Source organism: Bacillus sp. UNC69MF (genome assembly GCF_000746035.1).
Taxonomy (GTDB): domain Bacteria; phylum Bacillota; class Bacilli; order Bacillales; family Bacillaceae; genus Bacillus; species Bacillus velezensis.
The window spans coordinates 689,323-702,262 of record NZ_KN050798.1; the positions used below are offsets into that span (position 1 = coordinate 689,323).

The 12,940-nt window shown below is 50.2% G+C and carries 11 protein-coding genes and 1 riboswitch; all 11 genes read left to right on the forward strand.

Annotated features, from left to right (window positions below; all coding sequences use genetic code 11):
• Positions 1 to 125 precede the first annotated feature (125 nt).
• The 11 genes from BR62_RS0115525 to sat all read left to right on the forward strand — a co-directional run bounded on the left by BR62_RS0115525 (position 126) and on the right by sat (position 12,929).
• Positions 126 to 1,040, forward strand: coding sequence for an aspartate carbamoyltransferase catalytic subunit (locus BR62_RS0115525; RefSeq protein WP_032871427.1), 915 nt, complete (start codon positions 126 to 128; stop codon positions 1,038 to 1,040).
• Positions 1,024 to 2,310, forward strand: a complete 1,287-nt coding sequence (locus BR62_RS0115530) for a dihydroorotase (RefSeq protein WP_015239827.1) — start codon at positions 1,024 to 1,026, stop codon at positions 2,308 to 2,310. Before BR62_RS0115525 ends, BR62_RS0115530 begins: the two co-directional genes overlap by 17 nt.
• A complete protein-coding gene (locus tag BR62_RS0115535) occupies positions 2,307 to 3,401 on the forward strand; it encodes a carbamoyl phosphate synthase small subunit (RefSeq protein WP_032871429.1) in 1,095 nt (364 codons plus the stop codon). The genes BR62_RS0115530 and BR62_RS0115535 overlap by 4 nt, the downstream gene beginning before the upstream one ends.
• The gene (carB, locus tag BR62_RS0115540) at positions 3,386 to 6,601 is read left to right on the forward strand and encodes a carbamoyl-phosphate synthase (glutamine-hydrolyzing) large subunit (protein WP_032871431.1); all 3,216 of its coding nucleotides are present in this window, start codon (positions 3,386 to 3,388) and stop codon (positions 6,599 to 6,601) included. The genes BR62_RS0115535 and carB overlap by 16 nt, the downstream gene beginning before the upstream one ends.
• Positions 6,598 to 7,368, forward strand: coding sequence for a dihydroorotate dehydrogenase electron transfer subunit (locus tag BR62_RS0115545; RefSeq protein ID WP_032871433.1), 771 nt, complete (start codon positions 6,598 to 6,600; stop codon positions 7,366 to 7,368). Before carB ends, BR62_RS0115545 begins: the two co-directional genes overlap by 4 nt.
• Positions 7,368 to 8,303, forward strand: coding sequence for a dihydroorotate dehydrogenase (locus tag BR62_RS0115550; RefSeq protein WP_003154377.1), 936 nt, complete (start codon positions 7,368 to 7,370; stop codon positions 8,301 to 8,303). The genes BR62_RS0115545 and BR62_RS0115550 overlap by 1 nt, the downstream gene beginning before the upstream one ends.
• Positions 8,272 to 8,991: an orotidine-5'-phosphate decarboxylase gene (pyrF, locus tag BR62_RS0115555; RefSeq protein ID WP_023356886.1), complete on the forward strand. Its 720-nt coding sequence runs from the start codon at positions 8,272 to 8,274 to the stop codon at positions 8,989 to 8,991. The genes BR62_RS0115550 and pyrF overlap by 32 nt, the downstream gene beginning before the upstream one ends.
• Positions 8,988 to 9,620: an orotate phosphoribosyltransferase gene (gene pyrE, locus BR62_RS0115560; RefSeq protein ID WP_007409735.1), complete on the forward strand. Its 633-nt coding sequence runs from the start codon at positions 8,988 to 8,990 to the stop codon at positions 9,618 to 9,620. The genes pyrF and pyrE overlap by 4 nt, the downstream gene beginning before the upstream one ends.
• Before the next feature lie 101 nt (positions 9,621 to 9,721).
• Positions 9,722 to 9,826, forward strand: a riboswitch (SAM riboswitch).
• A gap of 127 nt (positions 9,827 to 9,953) precedes the next feature.
• The gene (locus BR62_RS0115565) at positions 9,954 to 10,655 is read left to right on the forward strand and encodes a phosphoadenylyl-sulfate reductase (RefSeq protein WP_003154369.1); all 702 of its coding nucleotides are present in this window, start codon (positions 9,954 to 9,956) and stop codon (positions 10,653 to 10,655) included.
• A gap of 12 nt (positions 10,656 to 10,667) precedes the next feature.
• A complete protein-coding gene (locus BR62_RS0115570; RefSeq protein WP_007409737.1) occupies positions 10,668 to 11,732 on the forward strand; it encodes an inorganic phosphate transporter in 1,065 nt (354 codons plus the stop codon).
• 48 nt (positions 11,733 to 11,780) lie between these two features.
• Complete coding sequence (gene sat / locus BR62_RS0115575; RefSeq protein ID WP_007409738.1) at positions 11,781 to 12,929, forward strand: sulfate adenylyltransferase; 1,149 nt, start codon at positions 11,781 to 11,783, stop codon at positions 12,927 to 12,929.
• Positions 12,930 to 12,940: the final 11 nt, after the last annotated feature.

A 12,940-nucleotide genomic window follows, 5' to 3' on the forward strand; every position in this document is an offset into this window, starting at 1 on the left:
CCAGAGAGGCTTGGAAGGGTTATAACGGGAAGAAGCTGTACGCTGCTTCTCTCTTTAACCGCACCCCGAGTCTATAGACCGGGGTGTTTTTTTACGGCCTTCAAGCGGAAACGGAGGAGAAAAACATGAATCATTTAACGTCGATGTCTGAACTGAGCACTGCTGAAATTACAGAACTGCTGCGTGAGGCAAAAGGGATAAAAGAGGGTACAGTCCGCCCCGATCTCGCGGGAAAATTCGTTGCGAATCTGTTTTTTGAACCGAGCACGAGAACGCGGTTCAGCTTTGAAGTGGCGGAAAAGAAACTCGGGATGAACGTGCTCAGCTTAGACGATACGAGCACAAGCGTTCAAAAAGGCGAGTCCTTATACGACACGGTCAAAACTCTGGAATCAATCGGAGCGGACGCCTGCGTCATCAGGCACAGCACGGATGAATATTACAAAAATCTGACCGGCAGAGTCAATATTCCGATCTTAAACGCCGGCGACGGCTGCGGCCAGCACCCGACTCAGTCATTACTCGATTTAATGACGATTCAAGAGGAATTTGAGACCTTTCAGGGCCTGACAGTTTCCATTCATGGCGATATCAAACACAGCAGGGTGGCAAGGTCAAATGCCGAGGTGCTGACAAGACTCGGCGCACGCGTGCTGTTTTCAGGGCCGCCGCAATGGCAGGATGAGAAAAATGCCTTCGGCACCTGTGTACAGACGGATGAAGCCATACAAGCTTCAGATGTCGTCATGCTGCTCCGCATCCAAAATGAAAGGCATCAGACAGAAGCCGACCAAAAAGGCTACCTGGAAGCATACGGGCTGACCGCAAAGCGGGCGGAGAGCATGAAGCGGCATGCCATCATCATGCATCCCGCACCGGTGAACAGAGGAGTCGAAATTGACACAACATTAGTGGAATACGGAAAATCAAGAATCTTTAAACAAATGGAAAATGGCGTGTATATCAGAATGGCAGTCTTAAAAAGAGCACTGCAAACCAATGTGAAAAGGGGAGAAGCGGCTTATGTCTTATCTCATTAGAAACGGCTGGATGTTAAATGAGCAGGGAGAAAAAGTGGCACAGGATATCCGGGTAACGGGTGAATTCATTTCGGAAACCGGGCTTCTGACAGCGAAAGACGGAGAAACGGTGATCGACGCTGACGGACTGTTCGTTTCACCGGGACTCGTAGACCTTCATGTTCACTTCAGAGAACCGGGCGGCGAGAAAAAAGAAACCATTGAGACGGGCTCTAAAGCCGCGGCGCGAGGCGGCTTTACCACAGTCGCAGCCATGCCGAATACAAGACCGGTGCCGGATACGAAAGAGCAGATGGAATGGCTGCAAAACCGGATCAAAGAAACCTCATCTGTCAGGGTTCTTCCTTACGCATCCATTACGATCAGGCAAACCGGCGAAGAAATGACAGATTTTAAGGCGCTTCATGAAGCCGGAGCATTCGCCTTCACCGATGACGGCGTCGGCGTTCAGACGGCCGGAATGATGTATGAAGCCATGAAACGGGCGGCTTCAATGAATAAAGCGATTGTCGCTCATTGTGAGGATAACTCGCTTATTTACGGAGGGAGCGTGCATGAAGGTTCTTTTTCAAAAGCGAACGGCCTGAACGGCATACCTTCCATTTGTGAAGCGGTACATATCGCCCGTGACGTCCTGCTGGCGGAAGCGGCGGGCTGCCATTACCACGTGTGTCATATCAGCACGAAAGAATCCGTCAGAGCCGTAAGAGACGCAAAAAAAGCGGGAATCCGCGTGACGGCGGAAGTGTCGCCGCACCACCTGCTTCTTTGTGACGAAGATATCCCGGGACTTGATACCAATTTTAAAATGAATCCGCCGCTTCGCAGCAAAGAGGACAGAGAGGCGCTGATTGAAGGGCTTTTAGACGGTACGATTGATTTCATCGCCACTGACCATGCGCCGCATACAGAAGAAGAGAAAAACACGGATATGAAGCTTGCGCCTTTCGGGATCGTCGGTTTAGAAACAGCCTTTCCGCTTCTGTACACACATTTTGTGAAAAACGGGGCGTGGACGCTGAAGCAGCTGGTTGATTTCATGACGGTAAAACCTTGCGAGGCATTTGATCTTCCGTACGGAACGCTTGCACCGGGGGCGCCGGCTGACATCACCCTGATTGATCTGGAAAAAGAAGCAGCCATTGACAAAGATACATTTTTATCTAAAGGAAAAAATACGCCATTCAACAAGATGAAGTGCTTCGGCTGGCCTGTTGCAACGATGGCTGCCGGTAAGCTTGCATACGAAGAAGGGAGACTCGTCAAATGAAAAGAAGACTAGTGCTGGAAAATGGAGCGGTATTTGAGGGTGAAGCATTCGGGAGCCTGGAGCATACCGCGGGTGAAGTCGTATTCAACACCGGAATGACCGGTTATCAGGAAATTTTATCAGACCCTTCTTACTGCGGGCAGATCGTGACGCTGACGTATCCTCTGATCGGCAACTACGGAATTAACAGAGATGACTTTGAATCCATCACTCCTTTTGTAAAAGGGCTGATCGTAAAAGAACTGTGCGAGCTGCCTTCCAACTGGCGTTCGGCTTACACGCTTGACGAGTATTTGAAAATGAAAAATATCCCCGGCTTACAAGGGATTGACACGAGAAAGCTCACAAGAATGATCCGCACGGCCGGCGCATTAAAAGGAACGTTTGCTTCAAGTGAGGAGAATGTCGGAGAGGTTCTTGCAAGGCTGAAAGAAACGGAACTGCCGAGAAATCAAGTCGCTCAAGTATCTGTGAAAACGGCATATCCGAGTCCGGGCCGCGGCAAACGCATCGTACTCGTCGATTTCGGTATGAAGCACGGCATTTTAAGAGAGTTAAACAAAAGAAAATGCGATGTTATCGTTGTGCCGTACAATGTAACGGCGGAAGAAGTGCTTCAGCTCAAGCCGGACGGCATCATGCTTTCTAACGGACCCGGAGATCCGAAAGATGTGCCGGAAGCCATTGAAATGATAAAAGGCATACTCGGGAAGGCGCCGTTATTCGGAATCTGCCTCGGCCACCAATTATTTGCACTGGCATCCGGAGCGGAAACGGAAAAAATGAAATTCGGACACAGGGGTTCCAATCATCCGGTTAAAGAGCTTGCGACAGGGAAAGTCGCTTTAACCGCCCAAAACCACGGATATACAGTTTCTTCAATAGATGAGACAGAGCTTGAAGTGACGCACATTGCGATCAATGATCAAACGATCGAAGGACTCAAGCATAAAACATTGCCGGCATTTACGGTTCAGTACCACCCTGAAGCTTCACCGGGGCCGGAAGACGCCAATCATTTATTTGACAGATTCATTGACTTGATCGAAACAACTGAGAAAGAAGGGGAAGCGGTATGCCAAAACGCGTAGATATTAAAAAGATTTTAGTGATCGGATCAGGCCCGATTATTATCGGACAGGCGGCGGAATTTGATTATGCGGGCACACAGGCGTGTCTCGCTTTAAAGGAAGAAGGCTATGAAGTTATTCTCGTCAACTCGAATCCGGCAACGATTATGACGGATACGGAAATGGCTGATCGGGTATACATAGAACCGCTGACGCCGGAGTTTCTCACGCGTATTATCAGAAAAGAACGGCCGGACGCCATCCTGCCGACTCTGGGAGGACAGACCGGACTGAATCTTGCCGTTGAGCTGTCTGAACTCGGGGTTCTTGAGGAATGCGGGGTGGAAGTGCTCGGCACAAAGCTGTCCGCCATCCAGCAGGCGGAAGACCGCGACTTATTCCGTACGCTGATGAATGAGCTGAATGAACCGGTGCCGGAAAGTGAGATCATTCGCACTTTACAGGAAGCCGAGGAATTTGTCGGCCGGATCGGGTTTCCGGTTATTGTGCGCCCCGCTTACACATTAGGCGGAACGGGCGGCGGCATCTGCTCGAATGAAGCAGAACTGAAAGAGATCGTCGAAAACGGATTAAAACTCAGCCCCGTCCATCAGTGCCTTCTGGAAAAAAGCATTGCCGGTTACAAAGAGATCGAATATGAAGTCATGAGAGACAGCAGAGATCACGCGATCGTCGTCTGCAACATGGAAAATATCGATCCGGTCGGCATCCATACGGGCGACAGCATCGTCGTTGCCCCGAGCCAGACTTTGAGCGACCGGGAATACCAGCTTTTGCGCAATGTTTCATTAAAGCTGATCCGTGCGCTCGGCATTGAAGGCGGCTGTAATGTTCAGCTCGCGCTCGATCCAGACAGCTTCCAATATTACATTATCGAAGTGAATCCGCGGGTGAGCCGCTCATCTGCCCTCGCCTCAAAAGCGACGGGTTACCCGATCGCAAAGCTTGCGGCGAAAATCGCAGTCGGGCTTTCTCTTGATGAAATGATGAATCCCGTAACGGGAAAAACATATGCGGCTTTTGAGCCCGCGCTTGACTATGTCGTTTCTAAAATCCCGCGCTGGCCGTTCGACAAATTTGAGTCGGCAAACCGCAGGCTCGGGACGCAAATGAAAGCCACCGGAGAGGTCATGGCCATCGGACGCACCCTTGAAGAATCGCTGTTAAAGGCGGTCCGCTCATTGGAAGCCGATGTCTATCACCTGGAACTGAAGGATGCGGAAGAGATTTCTGACGGGCTTTTGGAAAAACGGATCAGAAAGGCCGGGGATGAACGCTTGTTTTATCTTGCTGAAGCGTTCAGAAGAGGCTATACAGTGGAGAAGCTTCATGAATTTTCCGCAATTGACGTATTCTTTTTGCACAAGCTCTGTAAGCTGGTCGCTTTTGAAACAGAGCTGAAAGCGGAAAAAGGCAGCCTCGCCGTCCTTCAGACAGCGAAGGAACTCGGTTTCTCCGACAAATATATCAGCCGGGAATGGAATATGCCGGAACAAGAGCTGTATCAAATGCGAAAAGAAGCAGACATCAAGCCTGTATATAAAATGGTGGATACATGTGCGGCGGAATTCGAATCAGAAACCCCGTACTTTTACAGCACATATGAGGAAGAGAACGAGTCTGAGGTTACATCAAGAAAAAGCGTCGTCGTCCTCGGTTCCGGCCCGATCCGTATCGGACAGGGCGTCGAATTTGACTATGCGACCGTTCATTCTGTCTGGGCGATCAAGCAGGCAGGCTATGAAGCGATTATTATCAACAACAACCCTGAGACGGTGTCCACTGATTTCAGCATATCAGACAAACTGTATTTTGAACCGCTGACGGTAGAAGATGTCATGCACATCATCGATTTGGAACAGCCGGAAGGCGTTGTCGTCCAATTCGGCGGCCAGACGGCGATCAATCTTGCGGAAGAATTGAGCGCCCGCGGCGTCAAAATCCTCGGCACATCACTTGAAGATTTAGACCGTGCGGAAGACCGGGATAAGTTTGAGCAGGCGCTTGAGGCGCTGAATGTGCCGCAGCCGCTCGGAAAAACCGCCGTGTCGGTGAACGAAGCGGTCAAAATTGCCGCATCCATCGGCTATCCGGTACTTGTCCGCCCTTCGTATGTGCTTGGCGGCCGGGCGATGGAAATCGTCTATCACGAAGAAGAGCTGCTTCACTATATGAAAAATGCGGTCAAAATCAACCCGCAGCATCCGGTGTTAATCGACCGTTATCTGACGGGGAAAGAAATCGAAGTCGATGCCGTATCTGACGGCGAAACAGTCGTTATTCCGGGAATTATGGAGCATATCGAGCGGGCCGGCGTCCATTCAGGGGATTCAATCGCCGTCTATCCGCCTCAGTCTTTAAGCGAAGACATTAAGAAAAAAATCGAACAATACACTGTAGCCTTGGCAAAAGGCCTTAACATCATCGGGTTGCTGAACATCCAGTTCGTACTGTCGCAAGGTGAAGTGTATGTGCTTGAGGTAAATCCGCGGTCAAGCAGAACCGTGCCGTTCTTAAGCAAAATCACAAAGATTCCGATGGCGAATCTGGCGACAAAGGTCATTCTCGGCCAAAAGCTTGCTGATTTCGGCTATCAAGAGGGGCTGCAGCCTGAACAGCAGGGGGTATTCGTGAAAGCGCCTGTCTTCTCATTCGCGAAGCTGAGAAGAGTAGATATTACGTTAGGCCCTGAAATGAAGTCGACGGGAGAGGTCATGGGCAAAGATTCAACCCTGGAAAAAGCGCTCTATAAAGCGCTGATTGCTTCTGGCATTCAAATCCCGAACTACGGCTCAGTGCTGTTGACTGTTGCCGATAAAGATAAAGAAGAAGGACTGCTGATCGCGAAGCGGTTCCACGCCATCGGCTATAAAATCTTGGCGACGGAAGGAACGGCGGCTTATTTGAAAGACGCTCAGATTCCGGCTCAAGTCGTTGGAAAAATCGGCGAAGAAGGGAAAAATCTGCTCGATGTGATCAGAAACGGCGAAGCGCAATTTGTCATCAATACGCTGACAAAGGGCAAACAGCCGGCCAGAGACGGCTTCAGAATCCGCCGCGAATCCGTTGAGAATGGAGTCGCCTGCCTGACATCTTTAGATACGGCTGAAGCCATTTTGCGGGTATTGGAAAGCATGACATTCCGGGCGGATCATATGCCTGCATCCGAAACCAATCAAAAGGCGGCAGCCACGATATGAAAAAAGCGCATTTGACTGTTCAATCCAACTTAGAAATTGCCGACCGGATTTATAAGATGGTGCTGAAAGGAGAGCTTGTCCGGCACCTTACCGAGCCGGGTCAATTTCTACATCTGAAGGTGAGTGACGCGGTCACGCCGCTATTAAGAAGACCGCTCAGCATTGCGGACGTCGATTTCGCCGCGAATGAAGTATCCGTTATCTACAGAGCTGACGGTGAGGGAACGCGTCTTTTGTCCGGGAAAAAAGAGGGCGGCAGGATAGACGTTCTCGGCCCTCTCGGCAACGGATTCCCCGTCCGACGGATTGAACCCGGCAAAACCGCGCTGTTAGTCGGAGGCGGAGTGGGGGTTCCGCCTTTGCAGGAACTGTCAAAGCGCCTGACGGAAAAAGGCGTAAACGTCATTCATGTGCTTGGATTTCAATCAGCAAAGGATGTTTTTTACGAACAGGAATGTCGTGCGTACGGAGACACCTATGTGGCGACGGCTGACGGCACATATGGAGAGAAAGGGTTTGTCACCGATGTCATCCGTGAAAAGCAGCTCGAATTCGATGTCCTGCTAAGCTGCGGACCGACACCGATGCTGAAAGCTCTGAAGCAGCAGTACGGCCATAAAGAGGTTTATCTTTCGATGGAAGAGCGGATGGGCTGCGGCATCGGAGCCTGCTTCGCCTGCGTGTGCCGCACGGGTGAAAGCGATACATCCTATGTAAAGGTCTGCCTTGACGGGCCGGTATTTAAAGCTGAGGAGGTGGCGCTGTAATGTTAGAGGTGAATCTGCCGGGTCTCCAATTGAAAAACCCGATCATCCCCGCTTCCGGATGTTTCGGTTTCGGGAAAGAATATGCCGGATTTTACGATTTATCATGCCTCGGAGGCATTATGATTAAAGCAACGACGAACGAAGCCCGCTTCGGAAATCCGACGCCGAGAGTGGCGGAGACAAGCGCGGGAATGCTGAATGCCATCGGTCTGCAAAATCCCGGCCTTGAGCATGTGCTCAATCATGAGCTGCCTTGGCTCGAACAATTTGACACGCCGATTATCGCAAATGTCGCCGGTTCTCAGGTGGACGACTATAAAGAAGTGGCCGAGCACATCAGCCAAGCGCCGAATGTGCATGCGCTTGAGCTTAACATTTCATGTCCGAATGTCAAAACGGGGGGGATTGCTTTTGGTACTGATCCCGTCATGGCGGCCGAACTGACAAAAGCGGTGAAAGAAGTTTCCGCAGTGCCTGTGTATGTGAAGCTTTCGCCTAATGTCGCAAACATAACCGAAATTGCCAAAGCGATTGAAGCGGCCGGTGCTGACGGTCTGACGATGATTAATACACTCATCGGGATGAGGCTCGATCTCAAGACGGGACGGCCGATCTTAGCAAATAAAACGGGCGGACTGTCAGGCCCGGCGATCAAACCGGTCGCCATCCGGATGGTATACGAAGTCAGCCAGGCCGTTCAAATCCCGATTATCGGGATGGGCGGCGTTCAGACCGCAGAGGATGCATTAGAATTTCTTCTTGCGGGAGCGAGTGCGGTTGCCGTCGGCACGGCAAACTTCGTCAATCCGTTCGTCTGCCCGGAAATCATAGAACAGCTCCCTCGTGTGCTGCGCCAACACGGCTTTCAATCTGTAAGTGAATGCATCGGAAGGAGCTGGAAACATGAAAAACAACCTGCCCATCATCGCGCTTGATTTTGCATCAGGGGAAGAGACTTTAACGTTTTTAGACTTGTTTGAAAAGGAAAGGCTTTTTGTCAAAACGGGGATGGAACTTTTTTATCAGGAAGGCCCCGCCATCATTCACCAATTAAAAGAACGGAACTGTGATATATTTTTAGATTTAAAGCTTCATGATATCCCGACTACGGTCAATAAAGCGATGAAGCGGCTGGCCGGCCTCGGCGTTGATCTCGTCAATGTGCATGCGGCAGGGGGCGCACGCATGATGCGCGCGGCACTTGAGGGACTTGAAGAAGGCACGCCGGCAGGCAGAAAACGCCCGTCTTTAATCGCGGTGACTCAGCTGACCAGCACTTCAGAGCAGGTCGCGAAGGAAGAGCTTCTGCTGCATAAGCCGCTGTTAGAAACGGTCGTGCATTACGGCAAAATGGCGGAAGAGTGCGGGCTGGACGGAGTGGTATGTTCGGTACATGAAACAAAAGCCATTTATGAAGCGGTCCGGCCTTCATTTCTGACAGTCACACCGGGCATCCGCACGGCCAGTGACGCAGCTGACGATCAAGTCCGGACGGCGACTCCGTCATTTGCGAAAGAAAACGGTTCGTCAGCCATCGTCGTGGGCCGCTCAATTACAAAAGCGGAAAACCCCGTTGAAGCATATGAAGCAATTAAACTGGAATGGGAGGGCGTTCGCCGATGAAACAGGCTATCGCAAAACATCTATTACACATTGAAGCTGTCTTTTTACGCCCGAATGAGCCGTTTACGTGGGCGAGCGGCATTTTATCACCGATCTATTGTGACAACCGTCTGACATTGTCGTATCCAAAAGTGAGAAATGATGTGGCGGACGGGCTCGGCAAACTGCTGAAAGAGCATTTTCCCGAGGCGGAGATGATCGCGGGCACTGCAACGGCGGGCATTCCGCATGCTGCGCTTCTCGCAGACCGTGCAGGCGCACCGATGTGCTACGTCAGAAGCAAACCGAAAGCGCACGGCAAAGGAAATCAAATAGAAGGCGCCATTAAAAAAGGGCAAAAAACAGTCGTGATTGAAGACTTGATTTCTACCGGAGGCAGCGTGCTTGAAGCTGCAGCGGCCCTTCAAAGAGAGGGCGCGGAAGTCCTCGGCGTCATTTCCATTTTTACATACGGACTGCCGAAAGCAAAAGAAGCCTTTAAAAAAGCGGGTCTTCCTTATTACTCGTTAACGGATTATGACACGCTGATTGAAGTCGCGCTTGAAAACGGTACGATTCATTCAGATGACATTGAGAAACTGAAATCATGGAAACAGAATCCCGAGTCAAAAGATTGGTTTAAAAAATAATGACAATAAAAACAGGCCTCAGGGCCTGTTTTATTATTCCTATCAAAAAACTCGGGTTGACTTCTGTTAGAATTGTGCTAAAATTTAGTACAAATCTAAAAAGCTTATCAAGAGCGGCTGAGGGACTGGACCGATGACGCCCGGCAACCTGCGTGTCATGCAAGGTGCCGCATCCAGAAAAATGCACAGCATTTTGAAGATAAGGGCTATACCGGGTCACTGTCTTTCATTCCGCTGGATTGAAAGTTTTTTATATGAAAAAAAGATTGAGGGATAAGACAACCGGCAGAAAACAACAGCTGATTGATTGTCTCCGGGAGGAGGAAAGGAAAAATGCTAACGTATGACACATGGGAAGAGCCGGCGATTACATTTCCGGAAGACGATTCCTATAAAGGCGCGCTGTCCGTTTTAAAATGGGCATACGGCCACTACGGAGACCAGCTTGTTTACGCGTGCAGCTTCGGGATTGAGGGCATCGTCCTGATCGATTTAATTTCTAAAGTAAAGAAAGACGCGGAAATCGTGTTTCTTGATACGGGTCTTCACTTTAAAGAAACATATGAAACGATCGAAAAAGTGAAAGAGCGTTACCCGGGACTGAACATTATCCTGAAAAAGCCAAGCCTTACTCTTGAAGAACAGGCCGAGGCTCACGGAGATAAACTGTGGGAAAGAGAACCGAACCAGTGCTGCTACATCAGAAAAATTCTGCCGTTAAGAGAAGCGCTCGCAGGGCATCCGGCATGGCTGTCCGGCCTTCGCCGGGATCAAGGGCCGAGCCGGGCGAATACGAATTTCCTGAATAAAGACGACAAGTTTCAATCGATTAAAGTATGCCCGCTGATCCATTGGACATGGAAAGACATCTGGAGATATACTTCCAAGCATGAGCTGGATTACAATATCCTCCACGATCAGGGGTATCCTAGCATCGGCTGTGAACCGTGCACTTCACCTGCGTTTACCGCGGAAGATTTGCGGAGCGGCAGATGGAACGGCATGGCGAAAACAGAATGCGGACTGCATGAATAAAGGAGCTGCACGATGGAATTAGCCGCTATTTTATTCTGCCTGTTTTTTGCCATGAATATCGGAGCCAGCGGAGCCGCGGCTTCAATGGGAGTCGCTTACGGGTCCGGCGCAGTTAAAAAGAAAACGTATGCGCTGATCATCTGCGCGGCCGGAGTCCTGTCAGGGGCGGTTATCGGCGGCGGTGAAGTCGTTAAGACGATCAGCGGCGGAATCATTCCCGAACAAACCATTTCGCTCACCATTGTCTGCATTATTATCGGATCGGCGGCGCTATCATTATTTACGGCGAATGTGCTCGGCATTCCGCTGTCGACGAGTGAGGTCACTGTCGGGGCGATTGTCGGTGTCGGCGTCGCGTACAAAGTATTGTTTTTACAGCATCTTTTGGTCATCGTGATTTTTTGGGTGCTTGTACCGTTTGTCGCGTTCTGTTTCACGTTTCTCGTCTCGAAGGTATTCAGTTCTCTGAATATTCGAGTCATTTCGAGTCGGAAACAGAAGATTTTGGGGATTGTGCTGCTGATTGCGGGGTTTTGGGAAGCTTTTTCAGCCGGAATGAACAATGTCGCAAATGCGGTGGGCCCTTTGGTTGCTGCGGGCGTGCTCAGCGTGTCCAAAGGAACGCTGTACGGAGGCATCTTTGTCGCTCTCGGCGCTCTGCTTTTAGGACGCAAAGTGCTTGAAACCAACGGGAAAAAGATTACGAGATTTTCAGCCGGAGAAGGCATACTGCTTTCAGGAACCGGCGCGGGGCTTGTCATTATCAGTTCCGTCTTCGGTCTGCCGGTCCCATTGGCGCAAGTCACATCATCATCAATTATCGGTATCGGAATGGCCAAAAACGGGCCGAACGTTTTTCATAAAGAAGTCGTGAAAACGATGCTCAAAGTATGGGTCGTTTCACCGTTTTTGTCACTGTCGATTTCGTATTTGCTTGTCTCCCTGCTGTTAAAAGGAGATTACTATTCCATCTTTATGATGGCCAGCGTGCTTTTGGCAGCTGGCGGAGCCGCCAGTCTGATGAAAGCCATCCGAAAAGAGAAACGCTCTGTCCATGAACAAGGCGGAGGCATTTAACTATTAATCTGAGTTTATTTATCTGTTAACTGGGAGGAATCATGTATTATGAGTTTAGCACCGCACGGAGGAACATTAATTAATCGGGTAAATGAGCAGTATGATCTTACATCCGTCCAAAAAGAAATTGAGCTTGATTTGATTTCGTTCGCTGATTTAGAGCTGATCGGGATCGGGGGGTACAGCCCGATTGAAGGATTTTTCACAGAAAAAGATTACGTGTCAGTCGTTGAAAATATGCGTCTGGCATCCGGGGTTGTCTGGTCCCTGCCGATCACGCTTCCGGTCGATTCAGAAAAAGCGGCTGAGCTTGCCGTCGGCGACACGGTGAAACTGACTTACGGCGGAGAAACATACGGCGTAGTCGACATCGAAGATATTTATACGCCGGATAAACAAAAAGAAGCCGTTCACGTATATAAAACCGATGATGCCGCGCATCCGGGCGTGAAAAAATTATTTTCACGCGGCGATACGTATGTCGGCGGGCCGATCACATTAGTTAAAAAAGCGTCAAAGCAGTTTCCCGAGTTTACATTTGAACCTGCCGATACAAGACGAAGCTTCGAAGAAAAGGGCTGGAAAACCATTGTCGGTTTCCAAACGAGAAATCCGGTCCACCGCGCCCACGAATATATCCAAAAAACCGCGCTTGAGACGGTTGACGGCCTGTTTTTGAACCCGCTCGTCGGTGAAACAAAATCAGATGACATTCCGGCGGATGTCAGAATGGAAAGCTACCAGGTGCTGCTCGATCATTATTATCCGAAAGACCGCGTGTTCCTCGGCGTATTTTTGGCGGCTATGCGGTATGCGGGGCCGAGAGAAGCCATTTTCCACGCGCTTGTCCGCAAAAACTACGGCTGCACGCATTTTATCGTCGGCCGCGATCATGCCGGCGTCGGTGATTACTACGGCACATATGAAGCGCAAGAGCTGTTTGATCAATTTACAGCGGATGAACTCGGGATTACACCGATGAAATTCGAGCACAGCTTCTTCTGCCAGAAATGCGGCAACATGGGAACGGCCAAAACATGCCCGCATGACAGAGAAGACCACGTCATTCTGTCAGGAACAAAGGTCAGAGAAATGCTGCGAAGCGGCGTCATGCCGCCGGCGGAATTCAGCCGTCCTGAAGTTGTCGAGGTGTTGATTAAAGGGCTGAAAACGAAAGAAGAAGCAGGCGTTTCTTAAGGAGGAAAATA

Coding starts and splice junctions, on each gene's coding strand:
- BR62_RS0115530 (WP_015239827.1), top strand. CDS start 1,024: ATGTCTTATCTCATTAGAAACGGCTGGATGTTAAATGAGCAGGGAGAA.
- sat (WP_007409738.1), top strand. CDS start 11,781: ATGAGTTTAGCACCGCACGGAGGAACATTAATTAATCGGGTAAATGAG.
- BR62_RS0115550 (WP_003154377.1), top strand. CDS start 7,368: ATGTTAGAGGTGAATCTGCCGGGTCTCCAATTGAAAAACCCGATCATC.
- pyrE (WP_007409735.1), top strand. CDS start 8,988: ATGAAACAGGCTATCGCAAAACATCTATTACACATTGAAGCTGTCTTT.
- BR62_RS0115570 (WP_007409737.1), top strand. CDS start 10,668: ATGGAATTAGCCGCTATTTTATTCTGCCTGTTTTTTGCCATGAATATC.
- BR62_RS0115525 (WP_032871427.1), top strand. CDS start 126: ATGAATCATTTAACGTCGATGTCTGAACTGAGCACTGCTGAAATTACA.
- BR62_RS0115545 (WP_032871433.1), top strand. CDS start 6,598: ATGAAAAAAGCGCATTTGACTGTTCAATCCAACTTAGAAATTGCCGAC.
- carB (WP_032871431.1), top strand. CDS start 3,386: ATGCCAAAACGCGTAGATATTAAAAAGATTTTAGTGATCGGATCAGGC.
- BR62_RS0115565 (WP_003154369.1), top strand. CDS start 9,954: ATGCTAACGTATGACACATGGGAAGAGCCGGCGATTACATTTCCGGAA.
- pyrF (WP_023356886.1), top strand. CDS start 8,272: ATGAAAAACAACCTGCCCATCATCGCGCTTGATTTTGCATCAGGGGAA.
- BR62_RS0115535 (WP_032871429.1), top strand. CDS start 2,307: ATGAAAAGAAGACTAGTGCTGGAAAATGGAGCGGTATTTGAGGGTGAA.